The sequence below is a fragment of the Bradyrhizobium sp. CCBAU 45389 genome (assembly GCF_028128625.1).
Lineage (GTDB): Bacteria > Pseudomonadota > Alphaproteobacteria > Rhizobiales > Xanthobacteraceae > Bradyrhizobium > Bradyrhizobium liaoningense_B.
The window spans coordinates 698,916-718,694 of record NZ_LBIY01000002.1; the positions used below are offsets into that span (position 1 = coordinate 698,916).

General features: G+C 66.1%; 17 protein-coding genes. 3 read left to right on the forward strand and 14 right to left on the reverse strand.

All coding sequences use genetic code 11. The features are described from left to right. Position 1: 1 nt before the first annotated feature. Entirely contained in the window at positions 2-1,471 is a 1,470-nt protein-coding gene (gene hydA / locus XH79_RS03010; protein WP_271580595.1) for a dihydropyrimidinase, read from the reverse strand. A 56-nt stretch (positions 1,472-1,527) separates the two neighbouring features. On the opposite strand from hydA, the gene XH79_RS03015 reads away from it, so the two are divergent. Continuing rightward, positions 1,528-2,190 (forward strand): aspartate/glutamate racemase family protein, encoded by a 663-nt coding sequence (locus XH79_RS03015; protein WP_212344456.1) that lies wholly within the window; start codon positions 1,528-1,530, stop codon positions 2,188-2,190. On the opposite strand, the gene XH79_RS03020 is transcribed toward XH79_RS03015, so the two are convergent. The 13 genes from XH79_RS03020 to XH79_RS03080 all read right to left on the reverse strand — a co-directional run bounded on the left by XH79_RS03020 (position 2,187) and on the right by XH79_RS03080 (position 17,974). After that, a complete protein-coding gene (locus tag XH79_RS03020) occupies positions 2,187-2,846 on the reverse strand; it encodes a flavin reductase family protein (protein WP_271580596.1) in 660 nt (219 codons plus the stop codon). The two genes, XH79_RS03015 and XH79_RS03020, sit on opposite strands and share 4 nt — an antisense overlap. A gap of 5 nt (positions 2,847-2,851) precedes the next feature. Continuing rightward, the gene (locus tag XH79_RS03025; RefSeq protein WP_271580597.1) at positions 2,852-3,784 is read right to left on the reverse strand and encodes an N-carbamoyl-D-amino-acid hydrolase; all 933 of its coding nucleotides are present in this window, start codon (positions 3,782-3,784) and stop codon (positions 2,852-2,854) included. Positions 3,785-3,887: 103 nt separating this feature from the next. Further along, positions 3,888-5,570: a long-chain-fatty-acid--CoA ligase gene (locus tag XH79_RS03030; protein WP_271580598.1), complete on the reverse strand. Its 1,683-nt coding sequence runs from the start codon at positions 5,568-5,570 to the stop codon at positions 3,888-3,890. Next, complete coding sequence (locus XH79_RS03035; protein ID WP_271580599.1) at positions 5,567-6,862, reverse strand: aminotransferase class III-fold pyridoxal phosphate-dependent enzyme; 1,296 nt, start codon at positions 6,860-6,862, stop codon at positions 5,567-5,569. The genes XH79_RS03030 and XH79_RS03035 overlap by 4 nt, the downstream gene beginning before the upstream one ends. Positions 6,863-6,873: 11 nt before the next feature. Then, on the reverse strand, positions 6,874-8,454 hold the full coding sequence (locus XH79_RS03040; RefSeq protein ID WP_271580600.1) for a hydantoinase B/oxoprolinase family protein: 1,581 nt from the start codon (positions 8,452-8,454) through the stop codon (positions 6,874-6,876). Then, positions 8,451-10,460 (reverse strand): hydantoinase/oxoprolinase family protein, encoded by a 2,010-nt coding sequence (locus XH79_RS03045; protein WP_271580601.1) that lies wholly within the window; start codon positions 10,458-10,460, stop codon positions 8,451-8,453. The genes XH79_RS03040 and XH79_RS03045 overlap by 4 nt, the downstream gene beginning before the upstream one ends. Before the next feature lie 426 nt (positions 10,461-10,886). Then, positions 10,887-12,362: a MocR-like pyridoxine biosynthesis transcription factor PdxR gene (gene pdxR / locus XH79_RS03050; RefSeq protein WP_271580602.1), complete on the reverse strand. Its 1,476-nt coding sequence runs from the start codon at positions 12,360-12,362 to the stop codon at positions 10,887-10,889. Between the two features lie 118 nt (positions 12,363-12,480). Further along, positions 12,481-13,011 (reverse strand): flavin reductase, encoded by a 531-nt coding sequence (locus XH79_RS03055; protein ID WP_271580603.1) that lies wholly within the window; start codon positions 13,009-13,011, stop codon positions 12,481-12,483. A gap of 8 nt (positions 13,012-13,019) precedes the next feature. After that, on the reverse strand, positions 13,020-14,276 hold the full coding sequence (locus tag XH79_RS03060; RefSeq protein ID WP_271580604.1) for a Zn-dependent hydrolase: 1,257 nt from the start codon (positions 14,274-14,276) through the stop codon (positions 13,020-13,022). A gap of 3 nt (positions 14,277-14,279) precedes the next feature. Then, positions 14,280-15,161, reverse strand: a complete 882-nt coding sequence (locus XH79_RS03065; protein WP_271580605.1) for an alpha/beta fold hydrolase — start codon at positions 15,159-15,161, stop codon at positions 14,280-14,282. An 11-nt stretch (positions 15,162-15,172) separates the two neighbouring features. Further along, on the reverse strand, positions 15,173-16,318 hold the full coding sequence (locus XH79_RS03070) for a pyridoxal phosphate-dependent aminotransferase (RefSeq protein WP_271580606.1): 1,146 nt from the start codon (positions 16,316-16,318) through the stop codon (positions 15,173-15,175). 7 nt (positions 16,319-16,325) lie between these two features. Continuing rightward, positions 16,326-17,105 (reverse strand): SDR family oxidoreductase, encoded by a 780-nt coding sequence (locus XH79_RS03075; protein WP_271580607.1) that lies wholly within the window; start codon positions 17,103-17,105, stop codon positions 16,326-16,328. 68 nt (positions 17,106-17,173) lie between these two features. Further along, complete coding sequence (locus tag XH79_RS03080; RefSeq protein ID WP_271580608.1) at positions 17,174-17,974, reverse strand: GntR family transcriptional regulator; 801 nt, start codon at positions 17,972-17,974, stop codon at positions 17,174-17,176. 142 nt (positions 17,975-18,116) lie between these two features. On the opposite strand from XH79_RS03080, the gene XH79_RS03085 reads away from it, so the two are divergent. Then, positions 18,117-18,980 carry an ABC transporter ATP-binding protein gene (locus XH79_RS03085; protein WP_271580609.1) on the forward strand — a complete coding sequence of 288 codons (864 nt, stop codon included), beginning with the start codon at positions 18,117-18,119 and terminating at the stop codon, positions 18,978-18,980. Further along, complete coding sequence (locus XH79_RS03090; protein ID WP_271580610.1) at positions 18,977-19,756, forward strand: class II aldolase/adducin family protein; 780 nt, start codon at positions 18,977-18,979, stop codon at positions 19,754-19,756. The genes XH79_RS03085 and XH79_RS03090 overlap by 4 nt, the downstream gene beginning before the upstream one ends. Positions 19,757-19,779 lie beyond the last annotated feature (23 nt).

Consider the following 19,779-nt stretch of genomic DNA (forward strand, 5'->3'; position numbering starts at 1 on the left):
ATCACAGCAGTTTTGCCCCGAAATTCCGCTCCGGATCCATGTCGGCAACGAGCCGCCCCGTCGGCTTTGCCGCCTCGCCGCCGCTACGCGCCAGGAATTTGCCGCTGCCGGCGCTCGCGAGACACTTGTTGCCCTCGACGATCACGCGTCCGCGCGACAGCACCGACACCGGCCAGCCCTTCAGCTTGCGGCCTGCGAACGGCGTGTAGCCGGTGAGATCGTGCATCATCTCGTCGGCGATTACGGTCTCGCGATTGGGATCCCAAATCGCGATGTCGGCATCGGCGCCGACGGCGATCGAGCCCTTGCGCGGATGCAGATTGTAGATTTTTGCCGGCGCGGTCGCGGTCAGCTCGACAAATTTTTCGAGGCCCAGCCGGCCCTTCGACACCATCGCGTCGAACAGCAGTGGCAGCCGCAGCTCCAGTCCCGGCAGGCCGTTGGCGACCTGCTTGAAATTGGGATTGGGGCCGGCGCGCAGCTTGCCGGTCTCGTCATAGCGATACGGCGCGTGGTCCGACGAGATGGTCTGGAGATCGCCGAGCGAGAGCGCCTGCCACAGCGCCTCCTGATCGGCATGTGCGCGCGGCGGCGGGCTGCACATCCATTTCGCGCCCTCGGAGCCGGGCTTGTCGAGATCGTTGGCGGTCAGGAACAGGTATTGCGGACAGGTCTCCGCGAACACCTTGAGCCCCTGCCCGCGCGAGTCGCGGATCACCTTGGCGCCTTCGGCGGTCGAGACATGGAAGATCATGATCGGCTGGTCGATCAGCGCCGCCATGCCGATCAGGCGGGTGAAGGCTTCGGCCTCCGACACGCGGGCATGGCTGACGGCGTGGTATTTCGGCATGGTGTAGCCGCGCGAAAGCAAGCGCTTCACCATCCAGGCGATGATGCCGTGGTTCTCGGCATGCGCGCACAGCATCGCGCCGGACTGGCGCGCGGCGAGCAGGATATCGAGCAGCGGCTCGTCGTCGACCTTGAGCCGGTCGTAGGTCATGAAGATCTTGATCGAGGCGTGCCCCTGCTTCACCAGCGCGGGAATGTGCTCCTCGACCGTCTCCTTGGTCGCGTCCGCGATGATCATGTGAAAGGCGTAGTCGATCACGGCGCCCTTCTTCGCCAGCGCGTGATAATCCTCCACCACCTGCGGCAGCTTCATGCCGACATGCTGGGCAGCGAACGGAATCACCGTAGTGGTGCCGCCGAACGCCGCGGAGACCGTCGCGCTCTCGAACGTGTCGGCGTTCATGATGCCGGCGGCCGAGAGCTGCTCGATATGGGCATGGCTGTCGACGCCGCCGGGCAGCACCAGCTTGCCGCGCGCGTCGATCTCGCGCTTGGCGGGGGGAAGCCCGCGGCCGATGGCGGCGATGGTCTCGCCTGTTATGGCGACGTCGGCCTCGAAGACGTCGGTGGTGGTGGCGACGCGGCCGCCGCGGATGATCAGGTCGTAAGCGGGTTCAGTCATGAGGCACTCCGTGATAGGCTCAAGGCACGTACTCGTAAATTCGCAGGAAGACCATCATGTCCCGGCCGCGCATTCTCGTCATCAACCCGAACTCCAACCAAAAGGTCACGCAAGGGCTGGAGGATGCGCTGAAGCCGCTCGGTTTCGAGGGCGGGCCGGAGGTGGTCTGCCAGACGCTGGCCGAGGGTCCGTTCGGCATTGAAAGTCAGGCGGACGTCGACAGCGTTGCGATGCCGCTGCGAAAGCTGGTCGAAAGCGACAACAGTTTTGCCGCCTTCGTCATCGCCTGCTACAGCGATCCCGGGCTTCAGGTCTGCCGTGAAGGCACCGATCGCCCCGTGTTCGGCATTGCCGAGTGCGGCGTGCTGACGGCGCTCGCCCGGGCGGAGACTTTTGGTGTCATCGCGATTGCGCAGCGCTCGATCCCGCGGCACATGCGCTATCTCAGGCAGATGGGACTGACGGAACGCCTTGCCGGCGAGCGGCCGCTCAACATGAGCGTCGCCGAAACCGCCTCGGGCGAAGGCACGCTCGCCAGGATGATCGAGATCGGCCGCGCGCTGCGCGACGAGGACGGCGCCCGCGCCATCGTGATGGGCTGCGCCGGCATGGCGCGCCACCGCCGCCCGCTTGAAGACGCGCTGCGCATTCCCGTGATCGACCCGACACAGGCGGCCGTCACCATGGCGCTGGGCACGGTGCAGTTCTCGGCTCACTAGGCGTCCTTCAGCTCTTTTGTGCCTTGGCGCGCGAGCCATTGCGCATGGCTCTCGCGCGTCAAAGCAAACGTATCCCGCTGCGTGGTGTAGAGATTGCCGAACATGCGGCCGATCGGCCGGTAGGCATCGAGATCGACATACATGTTGGCGGTGTCGACGAGCCCTTCGCGGGCGTGCACCCTGAGCACCTCGCCGACCAGCAGCTCGCGATCCGGCGAGAAGTTCAGCACGACATGACGCCGGCACTCCAGCGCGAAGGGCGCCGCAGCAAGGCGCGGCACTTTGACGTCGACGGAGGGAAGCGTCACTAGGCCCGTCGCGGCGACCTCGCTGTCCCCGGAGGGAAAATCGACGGCACAGTCGTTCATCGCGACCGACAGCGCCTCGTCCACCATGTGAACCACGAACTCGCCGTCGCGATGGATGTTGCGGGTCGTGTCCTTCGGCGAGTGATCCGGCTTGTGCTGGAGCCCGAGCACGATCAGCGCCGGGCTCTCCGAGAAGACATTGAAGAAGCTGAACGGCGCGGCATTCACCGCGCCGTTCTCGTCCAGCGTCGTCACCAGCGCAATCGGCCGCGGCACCACCACGCCGCACAGCAGCTTGTAGCGATCGCGCGGATCGAGTTCACGCAGGGATATGCCCTTGTCCGCCATCGGCGTCACTTCTCCGGCGGCGGCACCGCGCCGGTCTGGCTGGTGATCAGGCCGTAATGCTCGATGCGGCGGTGCCGGGCGAAATCGAAGATCGTGGTCTTGCCGAAGGTGGTGGCATCGAGGTCGCAGGCGTGAACCAGCACCTCGTCATCCTCGGTCTTGGCCTCGGCCACGATCTCGCCGTTGGGATCCACGATCAGGCTGCCGCCGAACAGCGGATGCCCGTCCTCATTGCCCGCCTTGCCGACGGCGACCACCCAGGTCGCGTTCTGATAGGCGCCCGCCTGCACAGAGAGGCGATTATGGAACAGGCGCTTTTCGATGCCCTCCTCGCTCTTCTCCGCATTTACCGATGGCGTGTTGTAGCCGATCAGCACCATCTCGACGCCCTGCAGGCCCATGACGCGATAGGTCTCGGGCCAGCGGCGATCGTTGCAGATCGCCATGCCGATGATGCCGCCGAGCTCGCGCCAGACGTTGAAGCCGAGATCGCCCGGCTCGAAATACCGCTTCTCCAGGTGCTGGTGCGAGCGCTTGGTGTCGTAGTCCACATGGCCTGGCAGATGGACCTTGCGGTACTTGCCGACGATCTTGCCGGATTTATCCGTGAGGATCGCGGTGTTGAAATGATGGCCGTCCGGCGTCAGCTCCGCATAGCCGAAATTCATCGCCATCTGGTGCTGCGCCGCGCGCTCGAACAGCGGCCTGGTTGCCGCATTCGGCATCTCCCGCTCGAACCAGTTGTCGAACTCCGAGCGGTCCTCGACGTACCAGCGCGGGAAGAACGTCGTCAGAGCCAGCTCGGGATAGACGATCAAATCGGCGCCCTTGCTCTTGGCCTCGTCCATCAGCGCGATCATACGCTTGACCACGGCCTCGCGGCTGTCGGCTTTCTGGATCGGGCCCATCTGGGCGGCGGCGACATTGACGATACGCATCAGCGAATTCCTAGTGATCTCTCGGGGGAAGCGGCGGCTTCTGGGATGTTCCGGCGCGCGCAGCATAACGCAGCCTCGCACCGCTTTTCCAGCCAAGCAGCTTTCATGCCGTCCGCCCCCATTCGGCATCCTGCAAAAGCCGCCAGTTGATCTTGTTGCTGGCGGTGCGCGGCAGGGACTCGACGAAGACCACGGCGCGCGGCGCCTTGTAGCTCGCCATCGCGCTGCGCGCCCAGCCGACGATGTCGTCCACTGATGTCGTCGCACGCGCGGCGTCATCGAGCACCACCAGCGCCTTGACGGTCTCGCCCCGGTAATCATCCGGCGCCGAGACGATGCAGCACTCGCGGATGGCGCGGTTCTGGTACATCGCCGCCTCCACCTCGGCCGGCCACACCTTGAAGCCGCTGACATTGATCATCCGCTTGAGGCGATCGACGGCGAAGAAATAGCCTTCGGCATCGCGATAGCCGAGATCGCCCGTGCGGAGGAACCGCTTGCCGTCGAGCTGGATGAAGGCCTCGGCATCCGCCTGCAGCCTGTTCCAGTAACTCTGCAGCACCTGCGGCCCGTGCACGACGATCTCGCCGACCACGTTGTCGTCCAGCTCGATCAGGCTCTCGGGATCGACGACCCTTGCGTCAGTCTCCTGCACGGCGATGCCGAGGCACTGCCGCTTCGGCGCCGCCATCGGGTTGAGATGGGTCGGCGACATCGTCTCGGTCATGCCGTAGCCCTCGACGAAATCGAGGCCGAAGCGCCCCTTCAGCCGTTCGGCGACGGCGGTCGGCATCGCGGCGCCGCCGCCGGTCAGCACCTTGAGTTTTGCAAAGCATCTGTCGCGGAAGCTGGCGCTTGCAAGCACGTCCACGATCATGGTCGGTGCCGCGTTCCAGAACGTGACGCCATAGGTCTCGAAGAGATCAGGCAGAAGATCCTTGTCCCAGCGCGCCATCAGCAGCAGCGTGGCACCCGTCACGATGGCGGCATTCATCGAGCCCTGCATGCCCGCAACATGGAACAGCGGCATGAAGCCGGTCATCACGTCGCTGCCATCGAGCCCATACCAGCGTGCCTGCAACACGGCGGTGAACAGCGCGCTGCGATGGGTATGCATGCACGCCTTGGGCTTGCCTGTCGTGCCCGAGGTATAGGGCAGGATCATCAGATCGTCCGGCCCGGCCTCCATTGCACCCGGCTGCAGGCCTTGCGCGATCGCGGGCGACCAGGAATGCCAGCCCGGCGACGACGGCACCTCCGACGGTGCTTCGGTCACGCAGGATGGCAGCGTGTAGGGCGTCGCGGCTGGAACCTCGTCGCGATATTGCGCGACGATCGTATGCGCGATCGCTTCGCCCACCAGCGGCGCAAACACATCACTCAGCTCGCTGCCGATGATCGCGACGCTGGCGCCGCTGTCCGCAGTGAGATAGGCGATCTCCGCGGTCTTGTTCATGGGATTGACGGGCACGATCACGGCGTCCGCCCGCATCACCGCGTAGTAGGCGATGACATATTGCGGCGAGTTCTGCAGCGCGATCATGACGCGATCGCCGCGCTTCACGCCACATACGCCTTGCAGGAAGCCGGCCATGGCATCGACCCGCTCGCGCAGCTCGGCATAGCCTAGGCTCGCGCCGTAGAACACCGTCGCCGGATGCGAGGGCCGATCATTCGCCGCGCGCGCCAACGCATCGTACAGTGTCCCCTCCGGCATCGCGAGATACCAAGGCTCATCCGCCGGCCAGGCCGGCGAGCGACGAGGTGCTGCGGGGTCCGCGCTCACCCGTGCTCCTTGTCGGCAATGTCGAGGCCGTGGTCGAGCGCATCGAGCAGCAGCGTAGCTTCGCGCTCGGAGATGACCAGCGGCGGCGCCAGGAACAGCGAGGTCTGCTCGCCGCTGGTGCCGATCACCGCGCCGGCCTCTAGCGCCCGCTCCGCGACGCGCGAAGCGATCGGCACCTCCGTGGTGTCGGCATGCCAGGTGCGCCAATCCGGGCCGTGCAACTCCACCGTCCAGTGCAGCCCCTGCCCGGCCACGCGCTGCACGCTCGGATGCTTTTGCGCGATCGCCAGCAAGCGGCGGGTGAACAGCTTTTCGAGGCTTGCGACGTGTTCCAGAATCTTGTCGTCGGTGACGACCCTCAAATAGGCGCTGACGGCCGCCATGCTGATCGGATGGCCACGCAGCGTGCCGTAGTTCTGCCAGCTCGTGCCCTTGAGCCGCTCGACGATGTCCTTGGACACCACGACCGCGGCCACCGCCGCCGCGCCGCCGCCGAGCGATTTTCCAAGCGTCACAATGTCGGGGCGGCTTTGCGCGCCCTGGAACGCGAACCAGCGGCCCGCGCGGCCCGCGCCGGTGACGACCTCGTCGGCGACCCAGTACGAGCCGGCCTGCCGCGCGCAGCGCGCCACCTCATCCTGATAGGCGCCGTCGTAGTAGATGCCGCCTTGCGTGTAGTCGATGATCGTCGCCGCGGTGTCCGATAGCAGGCGCGCGGCATCGGCGAGATATTGGCTCGGCGGCGTATTGCTGGCCGGCCCGCCATAGATCGCGCCATCCGGCGCCGGCAGAATCCGCACCGGCGCCATCGGGGCCGGCAGCTTCGAGCCGCCGGCGTGCACCGCAAGCCCGCCGTGCCATTGCGGCTGCACTGTCATACTGCGCGATAGGCCGGTGATGCCGTGATAGGCGCGCTCGCGCGTCGCCAGCGCCGAGCGCTGCGTCAGCGCCTGGCAGAGCGACAGCGCCATGTCGTTGGCCTCGCTGCCGCTGATGCAAAAGCGCACCGCACCGACCCAATCCTCTTCGCCCTTGAACGCGGTCGCCATCAGGTCGTCGGCGGCCTGCTCGCGGCCGACCCAGGTCCACCCCTCGTTGACGACGGGCGTATCCGCCGCACGGCGGATCGCCTCGACCATCGCGGGATGGCGATGGCCGAGACCGCCGCCGGTGTTGCTGCCGTCGATCAGCTTGCGCCCATCGGACAGGTGGAAGTAGACGCCCTCGCCGCCGACCACGGCCATCGGCGCGGCCTCGCCCGCATTCAAACCGGTTCGCAACAATCTGCTCATCGCGGGTCCCCTCACTTCGCGGCCGCGACGCCGTAGCCACCGCCGCCGCACATCTCGATCGTGACGAGATCGCCTTGCTGCAACACCAGGTTCGACTTGCCGTCGATCGCGACGTTGGCGCCCTGTCTGACCAGCGAGATGCGGCAGGCCTTGCCGGGATAGCCGCCCTGCATGCCCCAGGGCGCCATCACCATGCGCTCGATGCAGGTGGTCAGGTGCATCGACGGCGCGAGGATGCGGTAGGTGCGGACCGAGCCGTCACCGCCGCGGTGCGCGCCCGCGCCGCCGGACTGCCTGCGAATGGCCTGCTGCTCGAGCCGGATCGCGTAGTTCGCTTCGATCACCTCGACCGGCGTGTTCGACGTGTTGGACAGATGCACCCGGGTCGCGGAGGTGCCGGCCCGGTCATGCCGCGCGCCTTCGCCGCCGCCATGGACCTCGTAGAGCATCTTCCACGAACCGTTCGGCCGCGGCTCGGCGAAGAACAGCACGCCCGCGGTGGTCGCGCCCCCAGCCGACAAACGTTCCGGGATCGTGTCCTGCATCGCGCGAAAAATCGCATCGACGATGCGCATGGACGTCTCGTGGTTGCCGGCGGCAACGGACGCGGTCCACCCCGGCTCCAGGATCGAGCCCGGGCGCGTGATGATGGTCAGCGGCCGCAGCGCGCCGGCGTTCTGCTGCATGTCGCGTCCGCTCATGATGCGCGCGGCATAGGCCACCGCCGAGCGCGCCATGAACGGCGTCGTGTTGCAGAAGTTCGAGACGCGGTCGCAGCTTCCGGAGAGATCGAAGGTCGCCTCGTCGCCGCGAATCGTGATCTTGACGTGGATGCGCGCCGGCGCGTTGTTCGCGCTGCCGTCGTCGAGATAGTCCTCGCCCTCGTAGACACCATCAGGCAGCGCGCGCAATGCCTCACGCATCTCGATCTCCGAGAGATCGTGCAGACGCGACTGCGTCGCCATGAAGACGGCCTTGCCGTGCTCGCGGCAGAGCTCGACGATGCGCTTCTCGCCGGCCTTGGTCGCGGCGATCTGGGCAAGCAGGTCGCCCTCGCAGGATTCGGCATCGCGGACGTTGGCCTTGAGCAGCTGCACGATCGGCGTATTGAGGCCGGCTGCGGTTGCGATCAGCACCGGCGGAATCCGCAACGCCTCCTGGAAGGTGTCGACGGCCTTGGCGAAATAGCTGCCGGGCCAGGTGCCACCGATATCGGGCCAGTGCGCGAGGCTGACCGCGAAGGCGACGATCTCGCCGTCGACGAAGACGGGACGCACGACCTTGACATCGTTGAGATGATTGCCGCCGAGCGCGCCGACATTGTAGATCACCACGTCGCCGTCATTCAGGCTGTCGCGCGGCATCACCTTCAGCAATTCAGGGATGGTGTAGGCCATCGCGCCGAGATGGATCGGGATGTCGCGGCCCTGCCCGACCAGGCCACCATGGCCATCCGTGATCGCGGACGACAGATCGCCGGCCTCGCGGAGCAGCGGCGAGCGCGCCGAGCGCGTCATCACCAGACTCATCTCCTCGGCCGCGGCCGAAAGGCCGTGCCTGATGACTTCGACGACGAACGGATCGAGCTTCATGCCGCCCTCCGCGTCAGGAAGAGGTTGCCGGCGGCATCTGGCCTCGCTTGCCAGCCGGGTGGGACGACCACGGTTGACCATGCGTCCTCGATGATGGCCGGGCCGCTGACAGTCTCCGTGAGCGAGGCGCGGTCGATGATTGCTGTCGCGATATCGTGGAAGCCGTCGAACGAGCAGATGCGCGTACCTGACGACACCGCCCTCGCCGCCGTCGCCGGCCGGCTGACGACCGTTGTCGAGGGTCGGCGGGCCTGCACACGCACGGATTCGATGACGCAAGGCTCGCCGGTCGCATAGCCGAACAGCTCATGGTGGCGCGTCAGGAAATCCTGCTTCAGCCTGGCGATATCGAGCGGCAGCGCGAACGGCACCGGGATGGCATCGTTCTGGGCCGCATAACGCATCAAGGCCACCAGCTCGACCTGGATATCCGCCGTCGCAACGCCGTTGGCGATCAACGGCGCCGAAGCATCGTCGATCAGCGTGCCGATCCGTTCCGACACCCGCGCGAGGTCGATGCCGTCGAGAGCGGCGCGCAGCGTCTGCTGCTGAAGGAAGCTGAAATCGGCGGTGAGACAGCCCAGCGCCGAGAATGCGCTCGATGCGCTCGGGACGACCACCTGCGCGATCCCGTAGAGATCGGCGAGGCCCGCGGCGTGCATCGGGCCGCCGCCCCCGAAGGCGAGCAGCGTGCAGTCGCGTCCGTCGATGCCGCGCTCGACCGTGACGCGGCGGAGCGCACGCGCCATCGTGGCGTTGGCGACCTTGATGATGCCGAGCGCCGTTTCGGTGAGGCTCAGGCCCAACGCGCGCGCGATCGGATCGATAACGCGCTTCGCGCTTTCGATATCGATGCCGATGCGGTCGCCAAGCTTGGTCTCGGGATTGAGATAGCCGAGCACGGCATTGGCATCGGTAATCGTCGGTTCATGGCCGCCGCGGCCGTAGCAAGCCGGGCCCGGTTCGGAGCCGGCGCTCTCCGGCCCGACCGTGAGGCCGCCGGGACCGTTGCGGACGATCGATCCGCCGCCCGCGCCGATCGAATGCACCGCGAGCATCGGCTGGCGCAGCGGCTTGTCGCCGAGCATGCGGCCGTCGGTCATCTCGGCCTGGCCGTCGACGATCAGGCAGACGTCCGTCGTGGTGCCGCCCATGTCGAAGGTCAGCATGCGCGAGGTGCCGAGCTGGCGCGCGATGCTGACGGAGGCCGAGACGCCGGCCGCCGGACCCGACATCGCCATCACCAGCGGCCGCCGCTTCACCGCCGAGATCGGGATCATGGCGCCGGCGGAATGAAACACCTGCAGGCCGGGGCCGATCGGCAGTCGCTGCTCCAGCTCACTGAGATATTCAACCGCGATCGGCATCGCGGCCGCGTTGAAGACGGTCGCCGAGGTCCGCTCGTATTCGCGCGCCTCGGGATTGATCTCGTGCGAGAGCGAGACATGGGCGACGACATCCCTGAGCCGTTCGCCCAGCATCTTTTCATGCACCGGATTGGCATAGGCGTGAAGCAGAGCAACTGCCACGCTCTGAACGCCGGTCTCCTTCACCCACGCCACCAGACGCTCGATCTCGGCTTCGTCCAACGCCTTCAGCACCCGGCCCTCGTGATCGAGGCGCTCGGCGAGCCCAAAGCATCGTTCAGGCGGCACCAAGGGCGGCGATTTCGGCGGGATGTCGAGCCGGTAGAGATCGCGGCGGCGATAGCGCGCAATCTCCAGCACATCGGCAAAGCCTTCGGTCGCGATCAGCGCCACCTTCGGCAAGCGGCCCTCGACGATCGCGTTGGTGACGCGCGTGGTGCCGTGGACGAAGCGCTTGACCTCGCTCTTGCGCAGGCCCACCGCCTCGATCGCCTCCAGCATCGCCTGAACGGGCGCGTCGGGACGCGACGGCACCTTCGCGATCCGCGCCTCGGCGGAGTCGCGCCGGATCGCGATGATGTCGGTGAAGGTGCCACCGATATCGGTGCCGACCTCCCAGTGATTGTCGGAGTAGCTCATTTGCACAATCAGCTACGGATGACGCCCGAACCGGACGCCGGGTTCTTCCCGTCCATCGCAACGTCCAATGCCGAACCGAGAGCGCTCATGATGCATCCCCTGTCATGCCACCATGAACGAGCGTGCGACAGAGCGATGGGCGCAGGATAGGGCCAGAGTTGTCGCAAACCGCTAGACCAGCGCACGACCTTGGCCGCGCGCCGCGCCACAAGCTGCACGTTTTGGTGCAGCGCTGCCCGCGCTGACGGCACGCGAGCGCGGACCGCTCCACGCGGGAAAAGTGCAGCGCACCACGGATTTCTCCGCGCAAATCGCGATATCCGCTGCACTGCAATCCGAACACTTCAAATCGTCTGTCTAATTTGCAGGCGATCGATCGACCCCGCGGGATATTCGCCTGCCTATGAGCTATGCATAGCGGTCGCCTCAGCCTCTCTTTATTGTACGAACAGTACGAGAGGGGATTGCCGCCTCGGATGGTGCGTTGCGGGAGCCACTTCCGATGCAAGCCGCGATTCTCGCAAGCAGCGGCGAGGCATCCTCGACGCGCAGCCGCCCATAGCCGAACACCAGGCCCTGTCGTGTCGGCTGCGCCAGAAAGTTCTGCGACAGCGGCTGGACGTGGATGCCGGCCTGCTTCAGGCTTGCAGCCGCCTCGCGGTCGCTCATCCGCGCCCGCATCGCCTCGGTGAACTCCGCCACCAGATGCAATCCCGTGACCGCCGCGGAGACGACCAGGTCATCCGGCATCAGCGCTGCGATCGCATCGATCAGCGCCTTTCGCCTGCTCGCATAGACCCGGCGCATCGCACGCAGATGCCGCAGCAAATGTCCCTCCCGCATGAACTCGGCCAGAGCGAACTGTCCGATGCCGGAGGTGTGCACGTCGATCCGCGCGCGCCCCTTCGAAAATCCTTCGATGAAATGCCTGTTGGCGACGATGTAGCCGAGCCGCAGGTTCGGCATCATGATCTTGGAGAAGGTGCCGAAATAGATCACCCGCCCCTCGCGGTCGAGCGAGCGCAGGGAGGCGATCATGCTGTCCTGGTGTCTGAACTCCGAATTGTAATCGTCCTCGATCACCCAGACGTCGTTCCTGTTGGCCCAGTCGAGCAGCTCGAGGCGCCGCTCCAAGCCCATGCTAACGCCGAGCGGATATTGATGCGACGGCGTGACCACGATCAGCCGCGCACCCGGCGCGCGCCTGATACCTTCGGAGACGACGAGGCCCTTGTCGTCGACGGGAATGGGAACCAGCTTCGCGCCCGCGGCCGTCAATGCCCAGCGCGCCTCAATGAAGCCGGGCTCCTCGACCCAGACCTCGTCGCCGGGATCGAGGATCATCCGGCTGCAGAAATCCAGCGCGCCCGATGTGCCCGATGTGACGACGACCTCGTCCGGCGAACAGACGAGCCCGCGCACCGAGCCGAGGAAGTTCGCGATCTCGCTGCGCAAGCGCGGATGACCTTCGGACGGAAGATCGAGGCACTCCTGCTCCCGCGGATTCTGCCAGGTCTGACGCAGCAGGCGCGACCATTCCTTGAAGGGAAAGGTCGAGATGTCGGGCGCGCCGGGTGCGAACACGGACGACCAATTGGTCTCGTAATCCAGGCCAAGCAGTGATTGCCAGCGCTTCGACATGAGGGCGGGCGCGGCGGGCGGCGCAATCGACGGCGGCTCCGCATGCGGGGTCGCGACGGACGCCACCATCACGCTGCCGCGCGGCGTCGATGCCAGATAGCCCTCGGCGTAGAGCAGATCCCACGCGGTCAGCACCACCGTGCGCGAGCAGCCCAATTCCCGCGCGATCTCGCGCGAGCCCAGGAACTGCGTTCCGGGCGGAAAGACGCCGCGCAGTATGCAATCCCGGATGTGGGCCGCGATCTGCAAATGCAGCGGCACGGCCGACGTCCGGTCGATATGCATTCCCGCAAGGGAGACGCGCTTGCTCGGGTGACGATCTCTGTCCATCGCGCAGAGGTGGCTGTTGGAACGGCCGGCGATGGCCGCCGGCGTTCCCTCAGGATGGGCCAGAAGCGGATTCGGGTCCAGCCTCGGCAGGATCGGTCACCCCGACCGTATGATAGGCGCGGCCGAAATAGATCAGATTGTCGGTGCAGCCGGATCTTTGCAGCGCGACGACCCGGCAGAACAGCACATCGTGGGTGCCGACATTGGCGACATCGGCAATCCGGCAGTCGAACGCTGCGGCACAGTCGACCAGCACCGGCGCGCCCGTCGCAAGCGTCGACCAGGCCGCGGCGGCAAACCGCTCTTCGGCAGGCACCTTGCCGCCGAACAGGCGGGAGAGCTGCTCGTGCCGCGCCGAGAGCACATTGACGCACACCACCTTGTTGCGCGTCACGCTGGCATAGGCGGAGGAGCCGCGGTTGATGCAGACCAGAAGCGTCGGCGGATCGTCGGTGACGCTGCAGATCGCGGATGCGGTGAATCCGGCGCGGCCCGCGGCACCGTCGGTCGTGACGATGGTAACGGCCGCGCCGAGACAGGCCATCGCGTCGCGGTAGTCCCGGGGGGCCACATCCTGCATCGATCTCGTCACCCCTCGATGCCAGGCGGCGCGAAGGCCAGCTCGCGCAGCACCTGTGCCAGCACGGACGCTCCCGCGGCGACATGATCGGGCTCGGCCCATTCGTGCTCGACATGGCTCACCCCGTCGCGGCACGGGATGAAAATCATCGCGGCGGGGCAGACTTTTGCGAGATGACGGGCATCGTGACCGGCGGCGGAGAGGATCGCCATTGCGGAATGCCCCTGCTCACGCGCGGCCTCTGCGATGCTTGCCCGCAGGCGCTCATCGAAGGCGTTCGACGGCGCATCCACGAGCGGCGTCACCGTAACCGAGCACGGCGGGGCCTTCTCTTCGCAAAGCGCGTTGATGCGCGCACCAGCCGCGTCGAGCACGGAATTATCGGGATGGCGCAGATCGATGCTGAAGCTGACGCGCGACGGCACCACCGACGGCGCGTTCGGCACGACAGCGACCCGGCCGATGGTGAACTTGATGTCGGCATCGATGGCGCCGATCTCGGCATGAAGTGCGCTCGCGACTTGCGCAAAGGCTGCGAGCGCATCGCGCCGCTCCCGTTGCGCCAGCGTGCCGGCGTGTCCCTCGGCACCCTCGACCACCACCTGAAACGTCTTCTTGCCCTGGATGCCGGTGACGACACCGATGGTGCAGCCGGCCGCCTCCAGTAGCGGTCCCTGCTCGATGTGCAATTCGAGATAGGCCTCGGCGGCAAAGCCGAGCGGCCTGCGCGGCATATCGGGGAAAGCCTGGTGGAGGCGATCGAGCGCTTCGCCGACGCTGATGCCGTCTGCATCGCGCGCGGCACGGATTGCGTCCATGTCGCGCTCGCCGGTAAAGGCCTCCGAGCCCATCATGCCCGGGGCGAAGCGCGAGCCTTCCTCGTTCATCCAGGCGACGACGATGATATCGCGCGCAGGCTTGTCGCCTTGCCCGGCGAGCGAGACCACAGCTTCCAACGCCGCCATCACACCGGCCGCGCCGTCAAACTTCCCGCCGGTCGGCTGGCTGTCGAGATGACTGCCGAGCAGCAGCGGCGGCGCGGCGCGATCGCGACCGGCCAGCGTCAGGAACAGATTTCCCGCGGCATCCGTCGACGGCGTCAATCCCGCCTCGCTTGCCCAGCCGATGACGCGGCGCCAGGCCGCGATCTCGCCGTCGCTCAATGCCTGACGATTGACTCCGCCGGCCGGCGTCGCGCCGATCTCGGCGAGCGCCATCAGGCGGGTCCAGAGCCGATCGGCATTGATCAGGGGCGCGCTCGTCATCGACTATTTCGTGCGCATGATCTGGCCCGGCAGCGCGCGCGGATCCCGCGGCAGCCAGCGTCCCGCCTCGACCTGGGCGATGAACTCGGCGAGCAGCGCATTGAATGCCGCCGGCTCTTCGAGATTGAGCGTGTGGCCGGTCTTGGGGAAGACCGACAGGCCGCAGGCGGGAATGGTCTTCTTCAGGAAGATGCCGGGCTGGAGGCAGTGATCGTCCTCGTCGCCGACCACGACCAGCGTCGGCACCATCATCTTCTTCAGGCCGTCTTCGAGATCGTAGAAGGACGGCCGCCGTGCCTGGACGCCGCGCATGGTGTTGGCGGCGCCGCGATCGGAATGGGTGGCGAGGCGATCGGCGAATTCCCGCCAGCCGCGCGGATCCTTGTTCTGGAACTGCACCCGGCTCGCGCCGAGCGCATAGATCCTGGAAAACTCTTTCGCGCCCTGCTTCTCGAAATTATCGGCGACTTCGAGCGAGACGCCGCGAAAATACTCCTCGAACTCCTTCTCGCAGCCATAGCCGGCACCGGCCACCGTCAGCGACAGCGCGCGCTCCGGCGTGCGCAGGCCGAAATGCACCGTGCAGAAGCCGCCCATGGAGAGGCCGACGATATGCGCCTTCTCGATCTTGAGCGCATCGAGCACGGCGACCGCATCGTCAGCGGCAATCGCCTGCGAATAGGCCTCCATGCTCTCAGGCACGTCCGACGGCGGATAGCCGCGCGCGGCGTAAGTAATGCAGCGATGACGCCGGCTGAAATAGCGCAGCTGCGGCTCCCAGCTGTCGTGATTGCCGCCGAACTCGTGGATGAACAGGATCGGCGTGCCCTCGCCCGCCTCTTCCACATGAAGCTTCACGCCGTCCTTCGCTGTGATCATCGTCATCGGCATCGTCCCTAGAATTGCGGCGGCAGGTCGTTGAGCGTGCGCGCCTGCGCGACCATCTCCGGCAGCAGCGTGCAGAGCTTTTCGACCCAGGCTTGCGGCACGGAGGTGCTGATCTTGACGAAGCGGTCGCCAAAACGCTGGGTGTGATAGGTGCCCTGGCGGATCATGATGCCCTGGCGGCGATAGCATTCGACCAGCGCCTCCGGGCGGATGCCGGCCGCGATGGTCTCCAGCACCAGGAAGTTGCCATGCGAAGGCATGATCGGCAGCGCCAGCCCGTCGATTGAGGCGGCCGCCTCCTGGATCATCGCCTTGTTGGCGCGATCGGTGCTGCGCACCTTCTTCATCCATTCGGCCTTGACCGACAGCCCCGCCTGCGCCGCGCGCTGGGCAATGACGCTCGCACCGAGCACGCTGGTGGAGGTCTGCGCCAGTTCCTCGAACAAATCAGGGGCAGCGACGAGCGCGCCGATGCGCAAGCCCGCGAGCCCGAGCCATTTCGAAAAGCTGGTCGAGACCACCGAGCCTTTCGGGGCAACATGAAGCGCCGGCGTATGGCCGTCGGCGAAGTCGCGATAGGTGCAGTCGTGCACCAGTAGCGCGCCACAATCGCGCGCAATCGCGGCAAAGCTCTCGATCTCCTCGCGCGTGTAGCGGATGCCGAGCGGATTGTTGGGATCGACGAGATAGATGATCGCGGTGCGCTCATCGACATTCGCCTTCAAGGCCTCCGGCGTCAGGCGGTAGTTGCAGGCGGGATCGTAGATCGGGATCTCGATCACCTCGGCGCCCTGCTGGCGCGCGAACAGGCACGGCCATTTCCAGGTCGGATCGGTGGTGACCAGCGTCGTGCCGGGCTTGCAGCGCGCGCGGCAGATCATCGCCAGCGCGTTGACGCCGCCCTCAGTCACCAGCGCCTCTGCACCGGGCGCACCGAGATCGGCGACGATCGCCTCGCGTAGCGCCTCGAAGCCGAGCGGCGGGGCGTAGGCGTTGAACTCGCCCGCCTCGATCGAGCGCAGCATCGCCTCGCGCACGGCGGGATGGCTCTCGATATGATTGGTGTTCTGGCCGAGCCAGTAGAGCCCCGGCGTCGCCGAGAGCTCGTCGAAATAGCGGTTGCGGACCAGTGCCGCGGATTGAGGCCTCGACATCGGCGCCTCAGATCACCGAGCCGCGCGCGGCAATGCCGCCGTCGATCGTCACCACGGTGCCTGTGATGTAGCCGGACCGCGGCGAGGACAGGAAGGCGACGAGGTCGGCGACCTCCTCCGACGTCGCCGGCCGTTTGCCCGGATATTTGTCGAACAGCTCCTCCCAGCGGCTTTCGTCACCGAGCATGTCGATCGCCTTGCGCTTCATGATCTTGAGCATGCGATCGGTGGCAACGGGACCCGGATTGACCGCGACGACGCGCACGCCGTGGTCGAGGCTGCGGCCGCCGAGCGCCTTGGTGAAGGACATCAGCGCCGCATTGCCGGTCGAGCCCGCGATATAGCTCGCATCCCAGTTCTCACCGGAATTGCCGATGATGTTGATGATGACGCCGTCCTTGCCCTTCATCCGCGGATAATAGAGGCGCGACAGCGTGATGTAGCCGAACACCTTGAGATCGAAGCCGCGCCGCCAGGCGGCGTCGTCGAGGATCTCCAGCGAACCGGCCGGGATGTCGCCAGCATTATTGATGAGGATGTCGATGTCGCCGACCTCGGCCGCGAGCTTCTCCATCGCGGACGTGCTCGACAGGTCGAGCGCGTGGATGGTGATCTTCACGCCATGGCGGGCTTCGAGCTGCGTCTTGGCCTCGAGCATCGCCTCGCCGTTGCGGGCGGCAAGATGGAGATGACACCCCTCGGCGGCGAAGAGCTCGGCCACCGCAAGTCCAATTCCTTTCGACGCGCCGGTAATGAGCGCGGTCTTGTTCGTCAGCTTCAGGTCCACTCCGGGTCTCCAGGATGCAAGCTTGATATACAAAGTCTAGCAATTTGCATACCAAGAGGCCGGAGGGGTCATTCGAAGGCGGCGAGGAAGTCCAGCAGGTTGTCGCCGAGCAGGTTGACGTGGTCGCGCATGGCGCTGTGCGCCCGCTCGGGATCATGAGCCAGGATCGCCTGCATGATCGCCTCGTGCTCGCGGACGGTATCGGCGATCCGGTTCGGCATCCGCGTCACCCGGCGGCGATAGGCCGCTACCTGATTGCGCAGCCTGCGGGTCTGATCGGCGAGGAAGCTGTTGCGCGAAGCTTCATAGATCGCTTCGTGGAATTCCTGGTTGATGTCGTAGAAGACGTCGATGTCGCCGGTTTCGCCTGCCGCAACAAGCCTCTGGTGAATCTCGCCAATTTCCGCACCCCAGGCCTGGGACACGCGCCTTGCGGCAAGCCGGGCGCAGAGCCCTTCGAGCTCCGCCATGACTTGGAACATCTCGATCAGCGCCTGCGCCTTGATGCTGCGGACCGTCGCCCCCTGCCGCCCGCGCAACTCGACGAGATTGTTGGCGGCCATCAAGCGGAACGCCTCCCGCACCGGCGTGCGCGAGACGCCGAAACGCTGGGCGATCTCCTGCTCGTCGAGCCGGCTGCCCGGCTCCAGATGGCCGGCCGCGATCGCCCCCTCGAGCCTCTGGCGCAGGCTTTCGGCGAGCGTCATGCCGGGACTCGCGGTGAGGGTTTCGTGCCCATTTTTAACGCGCTTGCCTGCGCTATGTGCACCGATAGTCGCCATCATGTTTCTCCAATGCCGATGTAGGTATACATAACGGCCCCCTCGTTCCAGCCAAACGGCCTGTTTTCTGTCGGAGATGCGGAGCAATTCCGACGTTTCCTCTGCCGTTCTCGCAAGTCTTATGCCTGATTTGCGCGAAAATCGCACTGGCACACGAGTTGCTAAGAGATTTCAACGCGGCCCCGCTTCCGTATGCGAATGACCGCCGCCATTATACAAGGACATCCCGGTGCAGGCTGCCCGCCTCCCCCATCCCGGTCCGGCCACCGAAGCCCCGCAGGCTCAGCCCAGCCCTGAGCCGCTGCTCGAACTTCGCGCGATCAACAAGACATTCGGTGCTGTCGCGGCACTGTCCGGACTTCAGGCGAGCATCGCCCCCGGCGAGTTCGTCACGGTCGTCGGTCCCAGCGGCTGCGGCAAGAGCACCCTCTTCAACATCGTCGCAGGCCTCGAAGAGCCGGATGCCGGCGGCATCCTGCGCTTCGAGGGGAAGAGCTGCCATTCCGCCGACCTGCTCGGCCGCGTCTCCTTCATGCCGCAGCGCGACCTGCTGTTTCCCTGGCGCAACGTGGTCGACAACGCCATCCTCGCGCTCGAGGTCGAGGGCATGAAGCGCGATCAGGCCCGCGCCAAGGCGCTGAAGATGCTGCCCGAGTTCGGCCTCGCCGGCTTCGAGAAGCAATATCCCAATCAATTGTCCGGCGGCATGCGCCAGCGCGTCGCCCTGATGCGCACCTTCCTGTTCGAGCGCGACCTGATGCTGCTGGACGAGCCGTTCGGCGCGCTCGACGCGCTGACGCGGGCGATGATGCAGCGCTGGCTGCTCGACGTCTGGCAGAAATACCGCCGCACCATTCTCTTCATCACCCATGACGTCGACGAGGCGATCTTCCTCGGCGACCGCGTGCTGGTGATGACCGCGCGTCCCGGCTCGGTGAAGCTCGAACAGGTCGTCGACCTGCCGCGCCCGCGTAAGCCCGAGATCGTCACCTCCCCCGAATTCGTGCGCCTCAAGCGCACGCTGCTCGATGCGATCGAGGAAGAAAGCATGAAATCGTTCCAGTCCACCGTCGCGCAGGAGAAGCCGCAGTGAACGCGATGTCAGCGAGAGAAGCGCACGGGATCGATCCGGCCGAGTGGGACGCCCGCGTCAAGCTCGCCGCCTGCTATCGCATGGTCGCCAAGCTCGGCATGGACGATTTGATCTACAATCACATCTCCATGCGCGTTCCCGGCCACGACGATCAGTTCCTGATCAATCCCTATGGCCTGCTGTTCGACGAGATCACGGCGTCGAGCCTCGTCAAGATCGACACCGGGGGTAACAAGCTCGACGACACGCCGCAGGCCGTCAACGTCGCCGCTTTCGTGATCCACGCCGCGATCCACACCTCGAACCATGACGCGGCCTGCGTGCTGCACACCCATTCCGACGCGAGCGTCGCGGTGTCCGGGCAGGAGAAGGGCCTGCTGCCGCTGAGCCAGTTCGCGATGCGCTTCTACGACCGCCAGGCCTTCCACGATTACGAAGGCGTCGCCATCGACCTCGACGAGCAGGTCCGCCTCGTGCGCGATCTCGGCCCGCACAAGGTGATGCTGATGCGCAATCACGGCATCCTCACCGTCGGCCGCACGCCGGGCGAAGCCTTCATGCTGCTCTATTATTTCGAGCGCGCCGCGCGGATCCAGCTTCAGATGCAGGCGGCCGCCGCGGCCGGCGCCACGCTGGTGATGCCGCCGGACGAGGTCTGCGAGAAGGCCGCCCGCCAGTTCTGGGAATTGCAGGGCGACATCCTCGTGCCCGGCGAACGCGAATGGCCCGCGCTGATGCGCCAGCTCGATCGCACCGATCCGTCTTACCGCAATTGATTTTCACCGCCTGGAGTATGACC

Bases quoted from the DNA above. Each gene is read 5' to 3' on its own strand.
- hydA (WP_271580595.1), bottom strand. From the start codon at position 1,471: ATGACTGAACCCGCTTACGACCTGATCATCCGCGGCGGCCGCGTCGCC.
- XH79_RS03015 (WP_212344456.1), top strand. From the start codon at position 1,528: ATGTCCCGGCCGCGCATTCTCGTCATCAACCCGAACTCCAACCAAAAG.
- XH79_RS03020 (WP_271580596.1), bottom strand. From the start codon at position 2,846: ATGGCGGACAAGGGCATATCCCTGCGTGAACTCGATCCGCGCGATCGC.
- XH79_RS03025 (WP_271580597.1), bottom strand. From the start codon at position 3,784: ATGCGTATCGTCAATGTCGCCGCCGCCCAGATGGGCCCGATCCAGAAA.
- XH79_RS03035 (WP_271580599.1), bottom strand. From the start codon at position 6,862: ATGAGCAGATTGTTGCGAACCGGTTTGAATGCGGGCGAGGCCGCGCCG.
- XH79_RS03040 (WP_271580600.1), bottom strand. From the start codon at position 8,454: ATGAAGCTCGATCCGTTCGTCGTCGAAGTCATCAGGCACGGCCTTTCG.
- XH79_RS03045 (WP_271580601.1), bottom strand. From the start codon at position 10,460: ATGAGCTACTCCGACAATCACTGGGAGGTCGGCACCGATATCGGTGGC.
- XH79_RS03055 (WP_271580603.1), bottom strand. From the start codon at position 13,011: ATGCAGGATGTGGCCCCCCGGGACTACCGCGACGCGATGGCCTGTCTC.
- XH79_RS03060 (WP_271580604.1), bottom strand. From the start codon at position 14,276: ATGACGAGCGCGCCCCTGATCAATGCCGATCGGCTCTGGACCCGCCTG.
- XH79_RS03065 (WP_271580605.1), bottom strand. From the start codon at position 15,161: ATGACGATGATCACAGCGAAGGACGGCGTGAAGCTTCATGTGGAAGAG.
- XH79_RS03070 (WP_271580606.1), bottom strand. From the start codon at position 16,318: ATGTCGAGGCCTCAATCCGCGGCACTGGTCCGCAACCGCTATTTCGAC.